The organism is Marichromatium sp. AB32, from assembly GCF_003718675.1.
GTDB lineage: Bacteria > Pseudomonadota > Gammaproteobacteria > Chromatiales > Chromatiaceae > Marichromatium > Marichromatium gracile.
Map to the genome: position 1 here is coordinate 100583 of NZ_RHFJ01000001.1, position 19923 is coordinate 120505.

21 protein-coding genes are annotated in these 19923 nt (G+C 66.7%); all 21 read right to left on the bottom strand.

What is annotated here, in order from left to right:
* Window positions 1-5: 5 nt before the first annotated feature.
* Entirely contained in the window at window positions 6-1022 is a 1017-nt protein-coding gene (gene holB / locus EBL85_RS00500) for a DNA polymerase III subunit delta' (protein WP_123141857.1), read from the bottom strand.
* On the bottom strand, window positions 1019-1675 hold the full coding sequence (tmk, locus tag EBL85_RS00505; RefSeq protein ID WP_123140749.1) for a dTMP kinase: 657 nt from the start codon (window positions 1673-1675) through the stop codon (window positions 1019-1021). The genes holB and tmk overlap by 4 nt, the downstream gene beginning before the upstream one ends.
* Window positions 1676-2680: an endolytic transglycosylase MltG gene (gene mltG, locus EBL85_RS00510; protein WP_223805972.1), complete on the bottom strand. Its 1005-nt coding sequence runs from the start codon at window positions 2678-2680 to the stop codon at window positions 1676-1678.
* A gap of 11 nt (window positions 2681-2691) precedes the next feature.
* A complete protein-coding gene (pabC, locus tag EBL85_RS00515) occupies window positions 2692-3567 on the bottom strand; it encodes an aminodeoxychorismate lyase (RefSeq protein WP_369964107.1) in 876 nt (291 codons plus the stop codon).
* A gap of 74 nt (window positions 3568-3641) precedes the next feature.
* On the bottom strand, window positions 3642-4880 hold the full coding sequence (gene fabF / locus EBL85_RS00520) for a beta-ketoacyl-ACP synthase II (protein WP_123140752.1): 1239 nt from the start codon (window positions 4878-4880) through the stop codon (window positions 3642-3644).
* A gap of 99 nt (window positions 4881-4979) precedes the next feature.
* Complete coding sequence (acpP, locus tag EBL85_RS00525; protein WP_005223711.1) at window positions 4980-5216, bottom strand: acyl carrier protein; 237 nt, start codon at window positions 5214-5216, stop codon at window positions 4980-4982.
* Between the two features lie 154 nt (window positions 5217-5370).
* A complete protein-coding gene (fabG, locus tag EBL85_RS00530; RefSeq protein WP_123141860.1) occupies window positions 5371-6111 on the bottom strand; it encodes a 3-oxoacyl-ACP reductase FabG in 741 nt (246 codons plus the stop codon).
* Window positions 6104-7048, bottom strand: coding sequence for an ACP S-malonyltransferase (gene fabD, locus EBL85_RS00535; protein ID WP_123141861.1), 945 nt, complete (start codon window positions 7046-7048; stop codon window positions 6104-6106). The genes fabG and fabD overlap by 8 nt, the downstream gene beginning before the upstream one ends.
* Window positions 7049-7075: 27 nt before the next feature.
* On the bottom strand, window positions 7076-8032 hold the full coding sequence (locus EBL85_RS00540) for a beta-ketoacyl-ACP synthase III (protein WP_123140755.1): 957 nt from the start codon (window positions 8030-8032) through the stop codon (window positions 7076-7078).
* Complete coding sequence (gene plsX / locus EBL85_RS00545) at window positions 8032-9063, bottom strand: phosphate acyltransferase PlsX (RefSeq protein WP_123140756.1); 1032 nt, start codon at window positions 9061-9063, stop codon at window positions 8032-8034. The genes EBL85_RS00540 and plsX overlap by 1 nt, the downstream gene beginning before the upstream one ends.
* A gap of 50 nt (window positions 9064-9113) precedes the next feature.
* Window positions 9114-9290 carry a 50S ribosomal protein L32 gene (gene rpmF, locus EBL85_RS00550; protein WP_005223716.1) on the bottom strand — a complete coding sequence of 59 codons (177 nt, stop codon included), beginning with the start codon at window positions 9288-9290 and terminating at the stop codon, window positions 9114-9116.
* A 70-nt stretch (window positions 9291-9360) separates the two neighbouring features.
* Window positions 9361-9930, bottom strand: coding sequence for a YceD family protein (locus tag EBL85_RS00555; protein WP_123140757.1), 570 nt, complete (start codon window positions 9928-9930; stop codon window positions 9361-9363).
* Between the two features lie 49 nt (window positions 9931-9979).
* The gene (locus EBL85_RS00560; RefSeq protein WP_062274423.1) at window positions 9980-11116 is read right to left on the bottom strand and encodes a sodium ion-translocating decarboxylase subunit beta; all 1137 of its coding nucleotides are present in this window, start codon (window positions 11114-11116) and stop codon (window positions 9980-9982) included.
* 10 nt (window positions 11117-11126) lie between these two features.
* A complete protein-coding gene (gene oadA / locus EBL85_RS00565) occupies window positions 11127-12932 on the bottom strand; it encodes a sodium-extruding oxaloacetate decarboxylase subunit alpha (protein ID WP_123141862.1) in 1806 nt (601 codons plus the stop codon).
* Between the two features lie 97 nt (window positions 12933-13029).
* Window positions 13030-13293: an OadG family protein gene (locus EBL85_RS00570; protein ID WP_207301260.1), complete on the bottom strand. Its 264-nt coding sequence runs from the start codon at window positions 13291-13293 to the stop codon at window positions 13030-13032.
* A gap of 11 nt (window positions 13294-13304) precedes the next feature.
* A complete protein-coding gene (locus EBL85_RS00575) occupies window positions 13305-14600 on the bottom strand; it encodes an adenylosuccinate synthase (RefSeq protein WP_123141863.1) in 1296 nt (431 codons plus the stop codon).
* A 12-nt stretch (window positions 14601-14612) separates the two neighbouring features.
* Entirely contained in the window at window positions 14613-15806 is a 1194-nt protein-coding gene (locus tag EBL85_RS00580) for an ATP phosphoribosyltransferase regulatory subunit (protein WP_123140760.1), read from the bottom strand.
* A 13-nt stretch (window positions 15807-15819) separates the two neighbouring features.
* Window positions 15820-16002, bottom strand: a complete 183-nt coding sequence (locus tag EBL85_RS00585; RefSeq protein WP_062274437.1) for a DUF2065 domain-containing protein — start codon at window positions 16000-16002, stop codon at window positions 15820-15822.
* 297 nt (window positions 16003-16299) lie between these two features.
* Window positions 16300-17187, bottom strand: coding sequence for a protease modulator HflC (hflC, locus tag EBL85_RS00590; protein ID WP_123140761.1), 888 nt, complete (start codon window positions 17185-17187; stop codon window positions 16300-16302).
* On the bottom strand, window positions 17187-18350 hold the full coding sequence (gene hflK / locus EBL85_RS00595; protein WP_123140762.1) for an FtsH protease activity modulator HflK: 1164 nt from the start codon (window positions 18348-18350) through the stop codon (window positions 17187-17189). Before hflK ends, hflC begins: the two co-directional genes overlap by 1 nt.
* Window positions 18351-18614: 264 nt before the next feature.
* A complete protein-coding gene (gene hflX / locus EBL85_RS00600) occupies window positions 18615-19901 on the bottom strand; it encodes a ribosome rescue GTPase HflX (protein WP_123140763.1) in 1287 nt (428 codons plus the stop codon).
* Between the last annotated feature and the right edge of the window lie 22 nt (window positions 19902-19923).

The following is a 19923-nucleotide window of genomic DNA, read 5'->3' on the forward strand; positions in this document are numbered from 1 at the left end:
CGAGATCACGCCGACGCGGCTCGGCCGGACACGGCCAGCTCGCGCCATTCGATGGCCAGCGACTCCAGCAACAGTTGGGCGTTGACGCTGCCCTCGCACTGGGTGCGGGCCTCGAGCACCCGCCTGAAGAAGCGATGCGCGGCCACCGGATCGAGCCGTGAGGCGAGCGCGGCGAGCGCCTCGCGCTGATCGGGGTTGTCGAGCCGGGGCGGCGTCGCGCTCGCGCCCAGGCGCAGCAGATCGCAGAGCCAGCCGGCCATCCACTCCAAGAGTAACGCGGCGCCGAGCTTGTTCCAAGCCGCCGCCTCTGCGAGCGGCGCGCGCTCCCCCCGGGCCAGGGCGATGAACCCCTGGAGACGCTGCGCACGCGCCTCCAGGCGCTCGGGGTCGAGCCGGTCGAGCGCGGCCAGCGGCGCGCCGTGGGCCAGACGCAACGCCAGCGCGGCCTGCTCATCGGGCAGACGACCACGCAGCCAGGCGAGCGCCTCGGCCTCCGCAGGCAACGCGATACGCAGCTGCTGACAACGGCTGCGGATGGTCGCCGGCAGCCGCTCCGGGTGCTCGGCAACCAGACACAGCAGGGTGCGCCCGACCGGCTCCTCCAGGGTCTTGAGGAGCGCGTTGGCCGCCGCTGCGTTGAGATGATCGGCGGGATCGATCAGCACCACCCGCCGCGCGACCCGGCTCGGGGTCAGCGCCTCGCCGGCGCAGAGGGTACGGATCGCGGCGATCGGGATGTCACCGGACTTGCTCTCGGGGTCGGGACCGACACGCACCAGGTCAGGATGATTGCCGGCGGCGAGCAGCACACACTCCGCACAGCGCCCGCAGGCCTGCCCCTCGGTGTCGGGTGCGGCGCAGAGCAGCGCACGGGAAAAGCGTTCGAGCAGAGCACGCTTGCCGACCCCGGCCGGTCCGCTCAGCAACAGCGCGTGCGGCAGCCGATCGGCGGCGCGCGCCTGTTGCAGCCGCGCCCAGGGCGCGGCGAGCCAGGACGGCAGTCGATCGCGCCCCTGGCTCATCGTCCGGCCCCGAGCGTCTCGTGCAGCTCCACGGCGAGACGCTCGATCTCGGCGCTGACCGACTCCAGCGGTGCGGCGGCATCGATCACCCGATAGCGCTCCGGCATGGTCGCCGCCCGCGTCAGATAGACCGAGCGCACGGCCTCGAAGAAACGCAGGGTCTCGCGCTCGAAGCGATCGGTCGTGCCGGCACGGGCGCGGGCACGCGCCAGCCCCTGCGCCGGCGGCAGATCGAACACAAGGGTCAGATCCGGGCGCAGCGCCCCCTGCACCAGCCGCTCGAGGGTGGCGATGGGAGCGACGTCGAGCCCGCGCCCCCCTCCCTGATAGGCGTAGGTGGCGTCGGTGAAGCGATCGCAGATCACCCACACCCCGGTCTCGAGCGCCGGGCGGATGGTCTTGTCGAGATGTTCGGCGCGGGCGGCGAACATCAGCAGCAGCTCGGCGGTCTCGCACATGGCGCCGTGCTCGGGATCGAGCAACAGTTCGCGGATGTGCTCGGCGATCGGCGCCCCACCCGGCTCACGGGTGGTGATGACGCGCCGCCCCTGGGCTCGCAGCGCCCCGGCGAGACGCTCGACCTGGGTACTCTTGCCCGCGCCCTCGATCCCCTCGAGGGTGATGAAACGACCAGCTTCGGTTGATGCAGACATCTATTTTCCCAGGATATAGCGACGCACCGCGCGCTTGTGCTCGGCATAGGTGGCCGAGAACTGGTGGGTGCCGTCGCCCTTGGAGACGAAGAACAGGGCGTCGCCGTCGGCCGGGTGCAACACCGCATGGATGGTGCCGCGACCGGGCAGCGAGATCGGCGTCGGCGGCAGACCGTCGATCACATAGGTGTTGTAGGCGGTCGCCTCGCGCAGGTCGGAGCGGCGGATATCGCCCTCGTAGCGCTCACCCATGCCGTAGATGACGGTTGGATCGGTCTGCAGCCGCATCCCCATGCGCAGCCGTCGCACGAAGACCCCGGCGATCTTGGCCCGCTCATGGGTCGCGGCGGTCTCCTTCTCGACGATGGAGGCGAGGATCAGCGCCTCGTAGGGGGTCTCGACGGGCAGGTCCTCGGCGCGACCGGCCCACTCCTCGGCGAGCACCAGCTTCATCCGCTGCATCGCACGACGCAAGACGTCGATCCCGCTGGTGCCGCGCGGGAAGGCATAGGTATCGGGGAAGAAGCGCCCCTCCGGGTGCTCGCCGGGATGGCCGAGCCGGGCCATCAGCTCGGCATCGCTGAGCGCGGCCAGCCCCTCGCCGCCGAAGTGCGGATGGGCGTCGATCGCCTCGACCGCGCGCCGGAAGGTCCAGCCATTGACCAGGGTGATCGGGTACTGCACCACCTTGCCACGCACCACGTGATCGAGCACCTCGACCGGTGTCATCGCGGCGGTGAGGGTGTACTCGCCGGCCTTGATGCGCGTCTGGTCGCCACGCCGGTAGGCCAGCGCGATGAAGTAGTAAGGATGCGGGATGATGCCGCGCTCGGTGAGCCGCTCGGCGATCTGGCCGAGCGAACTGCCGGTCGGGATGTCAAAGACGATGGATTCACGATCGAGCGCGATCGGCGTCGTCTCGAAACGCTGGTAGTCGACCCACAACCCGGCGCCGAGCACACCCAGGGCAATGAGCAGGATCAGGAGGATTCGCAGCAGGGTCATTCGGTGAGTCGTCATCCAGGCGTGTGCGAGGCGGCCCGCACCGCGTGCAAGAGGTCCCAGGGCTGATCGTCGAGGTCGAAGCGCCGCGCTTCGAGCCTGGCCACCGGCCAGACAGCGATCACCGCATTGGTGAGAAAGAGCGCGCGGGCGCGCTCGAGGTCATCGCCGTTCAGGCGGCGCACCTCACAACCGATGCCGGCCTCGGCAGCCAGCTCTCGCACCAGTTCGCGCACCGTGCCGGTGATACCGGCCTGATCGAGCGCCGGGGTGTAGAGCCGCGCACCGTCCCACAGGAACAGGTTGCTCATGGTGCCTCCGCAGATGGCGCCATCCGGGGTCTGCATCAAGCCCTCGGCGATGGCGCCATCGTCCCACTCGCGCCGTGCCAGCACCGCATCGAGCCGGTTGAGGTGCTTGAGCCCGGCCAGCGCCGGATTCACCGAGACCGGCGTACGACAGTAGCGCACCGCCACGCCCCGTCGCCAGTCCGGCCCCGGCGGGCGTGGATAGAGCAGCAGGATCCGCCGGGGCTCGGGCCGCATCGGCGGCCGGTAGCCACGTCCACCGCTGCCGCGCGTGAGCATCAGCTTGAGCACCCCCTCCTCGACGCCATCGAGCAGCGTCGCGAGCTCGGATTCGAGCTGGGCGGCAGGCGGGAGCGGGAGCCCCAGGCGCGCGCAGCCATGCGCGAGTCGGGCGAGATGACGTGACCACTGACAGGGCCGGCCGGCACGTACCAGCAGGGTCTCGAACAGACCGTCACCATAGTGCAAGGCGCGATCGGTGATCGTCAGATCAGACAGCGGACAGCCGTTGAGCAGCACCCGCAGCGGGGCGCCCGGCGTGTCATGAGTGGGTTGTGGGGAGACGCTGGAATCGCTCAACACACGACTCCTGGAGCGGCGGGAAGCGCCCACCGGGGCACGGCGCGAGAGGCGCCGTCCCCGATGGGTACGCGGGGTCAGACCCGACGGAACACCAGGGTGCCGTTGGTACCGCCGAAACCGAAGGAGTTCGACATCACCACGTCGAGCTTCGACTCGCGTGCGGTGTTGGGCACGTAGTCGAGGTCGCACTCCGGATCCGGGGTGCTGTAGTTGATGGTCGGCGGCGCGACCTGATCGCGCAGCGCGAGCACCGAGAACACCGCCTCGGCGCCACCGGCGGCGCCCAGCATGTGACCGGTCATCGACTTGGTGGAGCTGACCATGGTCTTGTAGGCATGGTCGCCGAGCGCACGCTTGACCGCGAGGGTCTCGCCTCGGTCGCCTGCCACGGTCGAGGTGCCGTGGGCGTTGATGTAGTCGACCTGATCCGGGCTGATGCCGGCATCGTTGAGCGCCATCAGCATGCAGTCGGCCGCACCCGAGCCATCGGTCAAGGGCGCGGTCATGTGGTAGGCGTCGGAGTTCATGCCGACACCGACCAGCTCGGCATAGATGTGCGCGCCACGGGCCTTGGCGCTCTCGTACTCCTCGAGCACCACCACGCCGGCGCCGTCGCTGAGCACGAAGCCGTCGCGCTCCTTGTCGAACGGACGGCTGGCGCCGACCGGATCGTCGTTGCGGGTGGAGAGTGCGCGCGCCGCGGCGAAGCCGCCGAGGCCGACCGGCGAGGTCGCCATCTCGGCGCCGCCGGCGAGCATCACGTCGACATAGCCGTGACGGATCATCAGCGCGGCCTCACCGATGTTGTGGGTGCCGGTCGCACAGGCCGAGACGATCGAGTAGTTCGGCCCCCTGAGGCCGAATTTGATCGAGAGATTGCCCGCCACCATGTTGACGATGTTGGCGGGAACGAAGAAGGGAGAAATCCGACGCGGCCCCTTGGAGCGATAGGCCTCGTAGTTGTTCTCGATACCGGTGATGCCACCGATGCCGGAGCCGACGGCGACGCCGATGCGGCGGCAGTTCGACTCATCGATCTCCAGTCCGGAGTCGGCAATGGCCTGAGAGCCCGCGGCGACACCGTAGTGGATGAACTTGTCCATCTTCTTGGCGTCTTTCTCGGCGATGTACTCGCTGGGATCGAAGCCATAGATCGGCCCACCGAAGCGGGTGCTGAACGGTTCGATGTCGAAGTGCGTGATCGGCTGGATCCCACTCCTGCCGGCAAGGATGCTGTCCCAAGCGGACTTGACGTTCAGACCAACTGGCGCCACCAGACCCAACCCAGTGACAACTACCCTTCTGCCTGCCATTGCTTACCCCTTCTCGTTCAGTACACCACGATTTGGCGGGTCGAGCCGCGTGCGGCGTCCGTCTCCGACGGACGACTGCGCGCGGACAGCAACCCTGCCTCAGGCCTGGTGCTCGTTGATGTAGTTGATGGCCTGCTGGACCGTGGTGATCTTCTCAGCGTCTTCGTCAGGAATCTCGGTCTCGAACTCCTCCTCGAGGGCCATGACCAGTTCCACGGTGTCGAGGGAGTCCGCGCCCAGATCGTCGACGAAGGACGCCTCGGCGGTCACTTCTTCCTCTTTGACACCCAGTTGCTCGACGACGATTTTGCGAACTCGATCTTCAACGCTGCTCATAATGAAAGATTCCTCCGGAATGAATAAAGTGGCCCTCGCTGAGCCAGCCCGTATTCTAGTGACAAACGAGGGTCGATGAAAGCCAATAAATAGCCTTAGGTGAAAACCCTAACCGATTGATATAAGTCATTTATATCAATCAAGGAAAAGATTTTCACGCCATGTGCATGCCACCGTTGACATGCAGCGTCTCGCCAGTGACATAGGCCCCGCCGGGAGAGGCGAGGAAGGTCACGGCCGCGGCGATCTCCTCAGGGGCACCGAGTCGACCGAGCGGGATGGAGCCGAGCAGCGCATCGCGCTGGGCATCGGGCAGCACCCGGGTCATGTCGGTGTCGATGAAGCCTGGGGCGACGCAGTTGACAGTGATGCCACGGGCGCCGACCTCGCGGGCGAGCGATTTGGTGAAGCCCATCATCCCGGCCTTGGCCGCCGCATAGTTGGTCTGACCGGCGTTGCCGCTGGCCCCCACCACCGAAGCGATGTTGATGATGCGCCCCTTGCGCACCTTGGTCATCGGACGCAGGCAGGCCTTGACCAGACGATAGATCGAGGTGAGGTTGGTCTCGATGACCGAATCCCACTCCTCGTCCTTCATCCGCATCAGCAGGTTGTCGCGAGTGATCCCGGCATTGTTGACCAGGATGCTGGGCGCACCGAGACGCTCGTTGAGCGTCGCCAGGGCGCTGCTGATCGACTCCGCATCGGAGACGTTGAGCACCAGACCGATACCCTGATGGCCGGCGTCCTTGAACGCCTGCTCGATCGCCGCGGCGCCGGCTTCGCTGGTCGCGGTGCCGGCCACTGCCGCACCCTGCTCGGCCAGCGCCATGGCGATGGCACGACCGATTCCACGCGAGGCGCCCGTAACGAGCGCGATTTCACCCTTAAGCATTGGCAGTCGCCTCCAGTGCCGCATCGAGGGTCTTCGGGTCGAAGACCGACAGCGTCGTCATGTTCCTGTCGATACGCTTGCAGAGTCCGGCCAGCACCTTGCCCGGGCCCGACTCGATGGCGGCCGGCACCCCGTCGCCGGCGACCTTGCGTACCGTCTCGACCCAGCGTACCGGGCGATAGAGCTGCTGCACCAGGAGATCGCGCAACTCGGCGACATCCGCGGCCGGGGCAACGTTGACGTTGTGCAGCACCGGCACCTGGGGCAGCGAGAGATCGAGTTCGGCGAGACGCTCGGCGAGCTGCTCGGCGGCCGGACGCATCAGCGCACAGTGCGAGGGCACGCTCACCGGCAGCTGTACCGCGCGCTTGGCGCCGGCGGCCTTGGCCGCCTCCACCGCGCGCGCAACCGCGGCGCTGGCGCCGGCGATGACCACCTGTCCGGGGGAGTTGAAGTTGACCGCCTCGAGCACCTCGCCGCCGGCCTGCTCGGCGCAGAGTGCGATCACGGTGTCGTCGTCGAGTCCGAGCAGCGCGGCCATCGAGCCTTCGCCCGGCGGCACCGCCGCCTGCATCAGCCGGCCACGCTCGGCGGCCAGACGGACGCCATCGGCGAAGCCCAGGGCCTCGGCGGCGACCAGGGCGCTGTATTCGCCCAGCGAGTGCCCGGCCATGACCGTGGCGGGAGCACCACCGGCCTGACGCCACACCCGCCACACGGCGATGCCGGCGGCGAGCATGGCGGGCTGGGTGTTCTCGGTGCGGTTGAGCGCGTCCTCTGGACCGCTGCTCACCAGTTGCCAGAGATCCTGACCGAGGGCGTCAGAGGCCTCCTCGAAGGTCTGGCGAACGCTGGGATAGGTCGCGGCGAGGGCATCGAGCATGCCGAGCGCCTGCGACCCCTGACCGGGAAAGAAAACGGCGAGTTGTTGTGGCATCGCAATACAGGAAGATCAAGAGGGAAATCAGTAACGGACCAGGACCGAGCCCCAGGTGAAACCGCCTCCGAAGGCCTCCATCAACAGCGTCTCGCCACGACGGATACGCCCGTCGCGTACCGCCTGATCGAGCGCCAGCGGAATGGAGGCCGAGGAGGTGTTGCCGTGCTCGGCAACGGTCACCACCACCCGTTCCATCGGCAGATCGAGCTTGCGCGCGGTCGCCTGGATGATACGGATATTGGCCTGATGGGGGATCAGCCAGTCGATGTCCGACTTGGTGAGGCCTGCGGCCTCGAGGGTCTCCTCGACGATGCGCCCGAGGGTGGTGACGGCGATGCGGAACACCTCGTTGCCCTTCATCTGAACGAAGCGGGCGTCGGGGTGACCGTTGCCGAGCCCACCGGGGACCTGCAACAGGTCCTTGTAGGCGCCATCGGCGTGAAGATGGGTGGAGAGGATGCCAGGCTCGTCGGCGGCCTCGAGCACCACCGCACCCGCGCCGTCGCCGAACAGCACGCAGGTGGTGCGGTCGTTCCAGTCGAGGATGCGCGAGAAGGTCTCGGCGCCGACCACCAGCGCGCGCTTGGCCGCGCCGGTGCGGATGAACTTGTCGGCCACGTCCATTGCATAGACGAAGCCGGCGCACACGGCCTGCAGGTCGAAGGCCGGGCAGCCGTGCACATCGAGACGCTGCTGCAGCAGGGTCGCGGTGCTCGGGAAGAACTGGTCGGGCGTGGTCGTCGCCACCAGGATCAGGTCGAGGTCGGAGGCGGTGATGCCCGCCGCCTCCAGCGCCCTGCGCGCGGCCTGCTCGGCCAGATCGCAGCAGCTCTCCCCGTCGCTGACCAGGTGACGTTTCTCGATTCCCGTGCGTTCCCGGATCCAGGAGTCTGAGGTATCGACGACAGCCTCGAGATCTGCGTTGGTCATGACGCGGGCCGGCAGATAGCTCCCGGTCCCGAGAATGCGGGAATACTTCATCAGGCGGTTTCCCTGTACTGTCCGCTGCCCTCGAGCTGACGCCCGACCTGTTCACCGATCCGCTTGGGGATGTCCTCGCGGATCTCCTTCTCGGCGATATAGATTGCGTTTTCGAACGCGATCTCATCGGCGCCGCCGTGACTCTTGATCACGATACCGCGCAGTCCGAGCAGGCTGGCACCATTGTAGCGACGCGGATCGATGTCGCGGCTGAAACGCTTGAGGATGGGCATCGCGGCCAGTCCGGCAAGCTGGCTGAACCAGTTGCGCTTGAACTGCTTGCGCAGCGAATGACGCACGAACTTGGCCACGCCTTCGCTCGACTTGAGCGCGACGTTGCCGATGAAGCCATCGCAGACGACCACGTCGACGTCATCGAGGTAGATGCCATCACCCTCGACATAGCCGACATAGTTGAGGCTGCTGTTGAGCAGCAACTCGTGGGCCTGCTTGACCTGCTCGTTGCCCTTGATCTCTTCCTGGCCGATGTTGAGCAGCGCGACCTTGGGCTGCTCGATGCCATCGACGACGGCTGCCAGTTCGCTGCCCATGACGGCGAACTGGAACAGATGGGCCCCGGAGCAATCGACGTTGGCGCCGAGATCGAGCATATGCGTATGACCGTGCAGCGAGGGCACCGTGGTGCTGATCGCCGGTCGATCGATGCTCGGCAGGGTCTTGAGGACGAACCGCGCGGTCGCCATCAGCGCCCCGGTATTACCGGCGCTGACACAGGCACCGGCCTCGCCGGCACGCACCAGGTCGATGGCCACGCGCATCGACGAGTCTTTCTTGCTGCGCAGCGCCCGCGATGGCAGTTCATCCATCGCCACCTCCTGGGAGGCGTGATGGATCCGCAGGCGCTCGCGACTCACCCCGCCGACATAGCCCTCAAGACGCTGCTCGTCGCCGACCAGGATCAGATTGGCGTGCGGGTTGTCCGCGAGATACTTGAGCGCTGCCGGGACCACGACACTCGGGCCGTGATCGCCGCCCATGGCGTCCAGTGCAATGGTGCAGGGTTGTGCCATCGATGCTCGACTCGCGTGTCGCGACCGTGACCCGAAACGGACCGACCGGATCACTCAGACTTGTCCACAACCTTGCGGCCGCGATAGAAACCGTCGGCCGAGACGTGATGACGACGGTGGGTCTCGCCGCTCGAGGGCTCGACCGAGAGCGTCGGCTTGCTCAGGGCGTCGTGGGAGCGACGCATGCCGCGCTTGGAAGGGGTCTTGCGATTCTGCTGAACTGCCATTGTTATCTCCAGGTACGGATCTGACGCCTCGTTGGCACGAGACGTCGCGTTGATCGAAATTGCGAAACCATCAGCCCTCGTCGTCGCGCCCGCGCGACTTCAGACTCGCCAGAATCGCGAACGGGTTGTCTCGCTCCGGCGTCGTCTCCAACAACGGCTCGGACTCGGGCGGCGAGGCATCGGTAGAAACCGGCGCCTCACACTCACCGGGCGCATGACGCGGCACCGCCGGGATCGCGAGCAGTAGCTCGTCCTCGATCCAGTCAAGCGGCTGCACCGGCTCGTCGTCTTCGACCAGCACCGGGTCGAGTGTCTCGTCGAGCTGCTCGGCCTGCTGCTCGCTGCGCACCAGCGCCAGCCTCAAGGGCGCGCTCACCGCAACGGCGACCTCGCCGAGACAGCGCTGACAGGGCAGCCGCAACACCGCATCGACGTCCCCGAAGACACGCACGCGCCCCCGGGGATCACGCTCGAAGGCGAGACGGTAACAGACCTCGGCCTTGCCCTGCGCAAGCGGGGCGAGACCGAGGACGGCCTCGGCAAGCCTCGGCAGCCGCGCAAGCTCGATCGTGCCGGTGAAGACACGCGCGGCCTGCGCGGCACGCCATGGGTCCAGTCGCTCAGGTAACGACGCTGACATAAGCTAATCAAATTAACCCAGTTTTGGCGATTTCGTCAACTTTCACGAATCAACCACCGCCCACCAGCGCGAGCAGGATACCGGCGGCCACTGCCGAACCGATGACACCGGCCACGTTCGGCCCCATCGCATGCATCAACAGGAAGTTGTGATGATCCGACTCGAGACCGACCTTGTTGACCACGCGCGCGGCCATCGGCACCGCCGAGACGCCGGCGGCGCCGATCAGCGGATTGACCTTGCCACCGGTGACCTTGCACATGATCTTGCCCATGATCACACCGGTGGCGGTACCGATGCAGAAGGCCAGCGCGCCGAGCAACAGGATGCCGAGCGTCTGCACGTTGAGGAACATCTCGGCCGAGAGCTTGGAGCCGACGGCCAGACCCAACATGATGGTGACCACGTTGATGATCTCGTTCTGCGCGGCGCGGCTGAGGCGATCGACCACACCCGATTCACGCAGCAGGTTACCGAACATCAGCATGCCCATCAGCGGTGCGGCCGAGGGCAGCAGGGTCACGCACAGCACCAGCACCGCGAACGGGAAGAGGATGCGCTCGAGCTTGGAGACGTGGCGCAGCTGCTCCATCTTGACCTGACGCTCGGACTCGCTGGTCAGCGCGCGCATGATCGGCGGCTGGATCAGCGGCACCAGGGCCATGTAGGAGTAAGCGGCCACGGCAATGGCGCCGAGCAGATCGGGCGAGAGGCGCGAGGCGAGGAAGATCGCCGTCGGGCCGTCGGCGCCACCGATGATCGCGATCGAGGCAGCATCGGCCATGCTGAAGTCGAACCCGGGGATCAGGTTCAGCGCCAGCGCCCCGAGCAGGGTGGCGAAGATGCCGAACTGCGCCGCGGCACCCAACAACAGGGTCGAGGGGCGCGCGATCAGGGCGCCGAAATCGGTCAGCGCGCCGACCCCCATGAAGATCAGCAGCGGGAAGATCCCGGTCTCGATGCCGACATGGTAGATCATGCCCACCATGCCGTCGGGACCACCGATCCCGGCCACCGGCGTGTTACAGAGGATGGCGCCGAAGCCGATCGGCAGCAGCAGCAGCGGCTCGAACTTCTTGGCGATCGCCAGATAGATCAGCAGACCGCCGACGCCGATCATCAGCGCCTGACCCCAGGTGAAATTGGCCAGTCCGGTGGACTGCCACAGTAGCAACAACTTTTCCATGGGTCCGCGCTCAGCTCAGGGTCAGCAGGGCCTGACCGACCTGCACCGCGTCCCCCTCGGAGGCGCAGACCGCAGCTACGGTTCCACCCTCGGGCGAGCGCACCTCGGTCTCCATCTTCATCGCCTCGAGGATCATCACCACGTCGCCGGAGGCGACCTGATCACCGGGCTTGACCAGCACCTTGAACACGGTACCGGCCAGCGGCGCGGGCACCTCGCTCGCAGCACCCGCAGCAGGCGCCGGGACGGCGGCCGGGGCGGCACCCGCAGCCGGGGCGATCATCTCGACCGCACCCTCGGGCGAGACACGGACGTTGTAGGCGTGACCGTCGACCTCGACACGATAGGCCTCGGCCATCGCCGCGCCGCTCGCGGCAGCGGCAGGTGCGGCCTTGTCGGCAGCGGCGACCGGTGCCTCGGTCCAGGGCGCCGGCTCGAAGGCCGAGGGGTTGTCGCGGTTCTCGATGAACTTCAGCCCGACCTGGGGGAAGAGCGCGTAGGTGAGCACATCGTCGACCACCTCGTCGGCCAGGCTCAGCGAACGCTCCTCGGCGATCTCCTGGAGCTGCGCGGTCAGCGACTCCATCTCCGGGGAGAGGTTGTCGGCCGGGCGGCAGGTGATCGGGGTCTGACCCTCTTCGAGCACGCGCTGCTGCAGCGCGGCGTCGACCGGCGCGGGGGTGGCACCGTACTCACCGCGCAACACGCCGGCGGTCTCGGCGGTGATGCTCTTGTAGCGCTCACCCATGAGCACGTTGAGCACCGCCTGGCTGCCGACGATCTGCGAGGTCGGGGTGACCAGCGGGATGAAACCGAGGTCCTCGCGCACCTTGGGGATCTCGACCAGCACCTCGTCGAGACGATCGCTCGCACCCTGCTCGCGCAGCTGGTTCTCCATGTTGGTGAGCATGCCGCCCGGCACCTGGGCGACCAGGATGCGCGAGTCGACACCCTTGAGCGCACCCTCGAACTTGGAGTACTTCTTGCGAACGTCACGGAAGTAGGCGGCGATCTCCTCGAGCAGGTTGAGATCCAGCCCGGTGGCGCGATCGGTGTCCTCGAAGATGGCGACCACGGACTCGGTCGGCGAGTGCCCGTAGGTCATGCTCATCGAGGAGACGGCCGAGTCGACCATGTCGATACCGGCCTCGACCGCCTTGACGATGGTGCTGGTGCTCATGCCGGTCGTGGCATGGCTCTGCATCGCGATCGGGATCGAACAGCTTTCCTTGAGGCGAGTGACCAGCTGCTCGGCGACATAGGGCTTGAGCAGGCCGGCCATGTCCTTGATGCAGATCGAGTGACACCCCATGTCCTCGAGACGACGACCCATGTCGACCCAGTAGTCGAGGTCGTGCACCGGGCTCACGGTATAGGACATGGTGCCCTGAGCGTGCTTGTCGGTGGCGAGGACGGCCTTGATCGCAGCCTCGAGGTTGCGCAGGTCGTTCATCGCGTCGAACACGCGGAAGACATCGATACCGTTGGTCGCGGCACGCTCGACGAAGGACTCGACCACATCGTCGGCATAGTGCCGATAACCCAGCAGGTTCTGGCCGCGCAGCAGCATCTGCTGCGGGGTGTTCGGCATCGCCGCCTTGAGCTGGCGCAGACGGTCCCACGGATCCTCGCCCAGATAACGGATGCAGGCGTCGAAGGTCGCCCCGCCCCAGCTTTCCATGGACCAGTAGCCCACCTGATCGAGCTTGGGCGCGATCGGCAGCATGTCTTCAAGACGCAGCCGAGTAGCGAGCAGGGACTGATGGGCGTCGCGCAGGACGACCTCGGTGATACCGAGCGGCTTGGGATCGTTCATGGTGAAGGTTCGATTTCGAAGTTCGCGATCAGGGGCGCCGCCGGTCAGGCGGGTACACCCCCCGACGACGCCCCGGTTACAGACGGACCCCTGGGTGTCAGGTCCGGCGTCGCTTCCGGTATTGGACGACGGCGGCCGTGATCGCCGCGGTCAGGCGACGATCGGTGACGGCCCCGGCACCTTGCGGGAAGGCGGGCCGCGCCTCGGGCGCGGTCTCCTCTGGGGCCCAGCGGCGCACGGCGGCGGCCACCAGGTGAAGCACGCCGATGAGCAGGATCAGGAAGGCGACCACGATGGTCATCCCGACCCCCATCAGCTGCAAGCCTTCGAGGAAGAGTTTTGAAAAGGAGATTTCGGTCATGACGATAGCCCTCAGACGTCGAACGGATGACGTCGGATCAGGGTCTGCACACGATCGGGACCCGTCGAGACCAGATCGACCGGCAGTCCGCTGAGCTGTTCAATGGTTTCGATATAGCGTCGCGCATTCTCGGGCAGCGCCTCGTAGCTCTCGGCGCCCACGCTCGACTCGCTCCAGCCGGGCAGATCAAGATAGCGCGGGGTGCAGCGGGCCATCGCCTCGCTGCCTACCGGCGGCGTCTCGAGCAGCTTGCCGTCGAGCTCGTAGCCGGTGCAGATCCGCACCCGCTCCATGCCGTCGAGCACATCGAGCTTGGTGATGCAGATGCCGGTGACGCTGTTGATGGCGAAGGAGCGCTTGAGCGCGACCATGTCGAGCCAGCCGCAGCGACGCTTGCGCCCGGTGGTGGCGCCGAACTCCGCCCCCTTCACCCCGAGATGATTACCTTCGTCGTCGAACAGCTCCGAGGGGAAGGGGCCGGCCCCGACACGGGTGGTGTAGGCCTTGACGATCCCCAGCACATAGTCGAGGTCGCGCGGCCCTACCCCACTGCCGCTGGCGGCACCGCCGGCGGTGGTGGTCGAGGAGGTGACGAAGGGATAGGTGCCGTGATCGATGTCGAGCAGCGCGCCCTGCGCGCCCTCGAAGAGCACGTCCTCGCCACGCGCGCGCATCTGGTGCAGCAGGCCGGGGACGTCGACGATCAGCGGACGCAGCTCCTCGGCATGGGCCAGGGCCTCGTCACGGATCGGCGCGAGCTCGAGCGGCGCGAGCTTGTAGTAGTGCTCGAGGACGAAGTTATGATAGTCGAGGACCTCGCCGAGACGCGCCTCGAAATGGGTCGCATCGAGCAGCTCGCCGAGACGGATGCCGCGCCGCGCGGTCTTGTCCTCGTAGGCCGGACCGATGCCGCGCCCGGTGGTGCCGATGGCGTTGCTGCCGCGGGCACGCTCGCGCGCCTGATCGAGCGCGACGTGATAGGGCAGGATCAGCGGACAGGCGGCACTGATGCCGAGACGCTCGCGCACCGGCACGCCGGCCTGCTCGAGCATCGCCATCTCGTCGAGCAGCGCCTGCGGCGAGAGCACCACGCCGTTGCCGATCAGGCAGCGCACGCCTTCGCGCAACACGCCCGAGGGGATCAGGTGCAGGACGGTCTTGGCCCCGTCGATCACCAGCGTGTGACCGGCGTTGTGTCCACCCTGGAAACGCACCACGGCGCCAGCGCGATCGGTCAGCAGGTCGACGACCTTGCCCTTGCCCTCATCGCCCCACTGGGTGCCTATTACAACGACGTTGTTGCCCATCTAGACTCTTTCCTACTCCGCATCGATAGCTTGTAATTCCCAGCGCCCCTCGCACCGCGCCAGGGTCTGGCTGCAGCCGAGTTGACGTGGATCCTGTTCGACCCCGGGCAGTACCTCGACCACCCGTCGCCCAGCGGCGCGCAGCCGCTCGATCTCGGCGCGCAGCGCCGGATCGGGATCGGCCGGCGCGAGCACCGGCGCGTCAACGCGATAGCGTTGCTCGAGCCCGCGTCCGTGACGCAACAGCTCCTTGAGGTCGGCACTGAAGCCGACCGCCGGGCGCGCCCGGCCGAACACCCGACCGATGTCGTCATAGCGCCCGCCACGCGCGACCTCGAGCCCCCAGCCGGGGACGAAGGCCGCAAACACCGCGCCGGTCTTGTAGCGATAACCGCGCAACTCGGCGAGGTCATAGTGGACCCCGACCTCGGGCAGCCAGCGCTGCAGCCCCTCGGCGATGCGCCGCAGGTCATCGAGCGCGGCCTGTACCGGCTGGTCGGCGCGACTCAGCACCTGCTCGGCACGCACCAGCGCATCGGCGCCGTTGAGTTCGGCGAGCGCGACCAGCATGTCGGCCGCAGCACCGTGGACGCCGAAGCCGCCGATCAGCTGCTCGACCTCGGGCACCGCCTTGCGCTGGAGCGCATCGAACAGCGCGTGCTCCTGTGCCGCATCGAGCCCGGCCTGACGGGCCAGCCCGCGGAAGATACCGACATGACCGAGATCGAGATAGCTCTCCTCGATCCCCGCCGCGCGCAGCGTGAGCATGATCAGGCGCAGGATCTCGATATCGCTCTCGACGCCGCCATGACCATAGATCTCGGCACCGAGCTGGAGCGGGCTGCGCGTCCCACCGAAGCCGTCGTCGCGAGTGCGCAGCACGGTGCCGAGATAGCACAGACGCTGCGGCACATCACGACGCAGATGATGGGCATCCATACGCGCGACCTGCGGGGTCATGTCGGACCGCACCCCGAGCAACCGCCCGGAGACCTGGTCGGTGAGCTTGAAGGTCTGCAGGTCGAGGTCCTGACCGGTCCCGGTCAGCAGCGAGTCGAGATAATCGATGAACGGCGGGATGACCAAGTCGTATCCCCAGCCGGCATAGAGATCCAGCAACTCGCGACGCAGCCCCTCGATGACCTGGGCCTGGGGCGGGAGCACCTCTTCGATTCCGGCTGGCAGCAGCCACCGTTCCTCATTCATTGCGCACTAAAACTCAGTTCACCAGATAGAGCAGCCCGAGCCCGACGATCATGCTCGTCAACCCGGCCAAACGCAGCGCCCGATCCCGCTCGGCCACCATCAGCAACAAGGCGCGTCTGAAGCTTCGCGGCGAGAGAAACGGCCAGATCCCCTCGACCACCAGCATCAGCGCCAGTGCGATCAGCAGCTCGTTCACAACCAGACGTCCTCGACCGGGGCTCGATCACGCGAACGCAACCGGGCTGGTACCCTTTCAAAAGGCGCCCATCTTTCCAGACGCAAGGGCATTTGTCCATCGCCGGGACATCGAAAAACACCCCGCAGACAGACAGAAAAACGTGATTTCAGCGCAAAAGCAGCATTTTGACAACAAAATGCATGCATTTAACCAGGGTGCGAAGGGTCGCTGAAACGTGGACGAAACGTCTGCAAGACGTCTTGGGTGGGGAAATGCGGCCCCGAAACGGGGCCGCATCCTGCAGCGGAGGGAGGATCAGCGGCCGATGGCCTCGACCGGGGCCTGCTGCTGACGGAAGAAACGGAAGAACTCCGAATCGGGTTCGAGCACCATCACGTCGCCACCATTGCCGAAGGCGTGGCGATAGGAACCGAGACTCCGGTAGAAGGCGTAGAACTCGGGGTCGACGCTATAAGCGCCGGCATAGATCTCGGCCGAGCGCGCATCGCCCTCACCGCGGATCTCCTCGGACTGACGATAGGCGTCGGCGGTGATCACGGTGCGCTGACGATCGGCATCGGCGCGAATCCGTTCGGCGGCCTCAGAACCCTTGGCCCGCAGGTCACGCGCCACCCGCTCACGCTCGGCGCGCATGCGCTGATAGACCGACTCACTGACCTCGGGCGGCAGGTCGATCTTCTTCACCCGCACGTCGACGATCTCGACACCGAGATCCTCGGTGTTGGCATTGACCTCCTTGGTGAGGATCTGCATCAGCTCCAGACGATCATCGGAGACCACCTCCTGGATGGTGCGCTTACCGAACTCGTCACGCAGGCTGGTGTTGATCCGCTCCGAGAGCAGCCGGCTGGTCCGCGCACTGCTGCCACCGGTGGAGCGGAAGAACTGCGCCGCGTTGGAGATCCGCCACTTGGCGTAGGAATCGACGATCACGTCCTTCTTCTCGATGGTGAGAAAACGCTCCGGACGCGAGTCGAGCGTCTGGATACGACGATCGAAGATCTCGATGGAGTTGATCAAGGGCAGCTTGAAATGCAGCCCGGGGCCGTACTGGTCGGAGACGATCTCACCGAGTCGCAGCTTGATCGCCACCTCGTACTGCTTGACCACGAAGGTACAGCTGTAGACGAGGAGCGCGAGCACCGCGACGCCGATCGGCAGCAGGGTCCTGTACTGATTCATCAACGCGTCCTCCGCTCACGGTCCACGATGCGCTGGGGCGTAGAATCACTCGCCCCGGTGGCGCTCGCCGGCGTCGCCGCGACCGGCGCCGACGCTGCCGGGCCACTCTGGGCCGGCGTTGCTGATTGCTTGAGCATCTGATCGATGGGCAGGTACATCAGGCTGTTGCCGCCGTCCTTGACATCGAGCAGCACCTTGGCGTTCCCGCCGAGCACCTGCTCCATGGTCTCGAGATAGAGACGCTCGCGCGTCACCTCGGGGGCCTTCTGATACTCGGCGAGGATGGCACTGAAGCGCGCCGCCTCACCCTCGGACTCGGCGATCACCTTGTCGCGATAGGCGCGGGCATCGGCGATGATGCGCGCAGCCTCACCACGGGCGCGCGGCAACACCTCGTTGGCATAGGCCTCGGCCTGGTTCTCGATGCGCTCCTTGTCCTCGCGGGCCTTGATGGCATCGTCGAAGGCGGCCTTGACCTGCTCCGGCGGCTTGGCCGGCTGCATGTTGATCGTGGTCACCTCGAGGCCGGTCTTGTACTGATCCATCAGCGCCTGGATGCGCTCCTTGATGGTCACCGCCACCGCGCTACGACCCTCGGTCATCACATAGTCGAGCTTGCTGCCACCGATGGTCACGCGCACCACGGTCACCGTGGCGTCACGCAGGGTCTTCTCGGGATTCTGGTCCTGGAAGAGATAGTTCGCCGCATCCTGGATACGCGACTGCACCGTCAGCTCGACATCGACGATGTTCTCGTCCTGGGTGAGCATCGATGCCTTGTGACTGAAGGTCGCGATCTCGTCGACATTGACCTTGGTCACCGACTCGATCGGTGCGGGGATGTGCCAATGCGGCCCCGGCCCGGTGGTCTCGGTGAGCTTGCCGAAGCGGGTCTCGACGCCGCGCTCGGCAGGGCCGACGATATAGATGCCGGTGGCCAGCCAGATCACCACCAGCACGGCCACCGCCACACCGATCAGGCGCAGACTGAGGTCGCGCCCGGGACCACCGCTCGGGCCGCCCTGCCCGCCGCCCTTGCCGCCGAAGAGCCCACCCAGGCGCTCCTGGAGCTTGCGTACCACCTCGTCGAGATCGGGCGGTCCTTGGTCGCCGCCACCACTCCAAGGATCTTTGTTACCGCCACCTGGCTCGTTCCAGGCCATAGCTTCTCCGTCTGTACTGGTTGGTTGGGGGAGTCGTCCCGGATTGCCCTGTCGGGGGTTGACGATCCAGCCACTGCAAACAGGGCGTCACGACAAATCCGATGGCAGGTGAATATCGCGTAGAACAATGCCGACGTACGAGGCCGATATCAAGCGATATCGCATGATGAGGTCACGCGGACACGCATCCCCGGGCCCCAAATCGAAGGTGTCATTCTAAGATGGCGCAGCGGGGTGGAGCAAACGCCCCACCCCCAATGAAACTCAGGGTTCGACACAGGCGGCCAGGCGCACATCGCGTGCCCGCAGCCGCGCGAGATCGGCCCGCGCGATACTGAAGCTCATCTCCCATCCACCGCTCTCGAGGGGGGTGTCGGCGAGTATCTGGGCGTGAGCGAAGAGCAGCGCCCGCACCCGCCCATCGGCTGGCTCGAGTCGGACCCGGCGCTCGACGCGCTGGCCACCGACACGCTCGGCGATCGCCTGCAGCAACAGCTCGATCCCCTCGCCCTCGCGCGCCGAGATCCACACCCGCACCGGCACCCCCTCGGCATCGCGCTCGAGACGCGGCACGGCCTCCTCGAGCCGATCGATCTTGTTGAACACCTCCAGGCGCGGAATCTCGCTGCAACCGATCTCTTCGAGCACCTGCTCGACATCGGTGATCAGTCGCGAGCGCTGCGTGGCGGCGGCATCGATCACGTGCAGCAGCAACGCGGCGTTGCGCGCCTCCTCCAGCGTCGAGCGAAAGGCCGCCACCAGCTCATGCGGCAGATCACTGACGAAGCCCACGGTATCGGCCAGCAAGGCCCGCTCGCCGGTCGGCAACTCCAATCGACGCAGCGTCGGATCGAGGGTGGCGAACAGCTGATCGGCCTGGAACACCCCGGCCTCGGTGAGACGATTGAACAGCGTCGACTTGCCGGCATTGGTATAACCGACCAGCGAGACCACCGAGAGTTCGGCCTTGGCCCGCGCCTTGCGCCCCTGGGCGCGCTGCCCCTCGATCTTGCCGAGTCGGCGCTCGAGCATCGCCACGCGCTTGCCGAGCAGACGGCGGTCGGTCTCGAGCTGGGTCTCGCCCGGACCGCGCAGCCCGATACCACCCTTCTGGCGCTCGAGATGGGTCCAGCCGCGCACCAGCCGGGTCGAGAGGTGACGCAGCTGCGCCAGCTCCACCTGCAGCTTGCCCTCGAAGGAGCGCGCCCGCTGGGCAAAGATATCGAGGATCAACCCGGAGCGATCGAGCACCCGGCACTGTACCAGGCGCTCGAGGTTGCGCTCCTGAGCCGGCGAGAGCGGATGATCGACGATCACCAGGTCGGCGGTGCAGGCGGCGACCAGATCCTTGAGCTCCTCGGCCTTGCCGCTGCCGAGGAAGTAGCGCGGATCGGGCGCGGCACGACTCCCCCCCAGGGTCGCCAGCACCTCGGCGCCGGCGGCCTCGGCGAGCAGCGCGAATTCCTCGCGCTGCTCGGCATCGACCCGCTCGCCGCCGAGATCGATCTGTACCAGCACCGCCCGCTCACCGACATCGGGACGCTCAAACACGCCGCGCCCCCACCAATCGTTG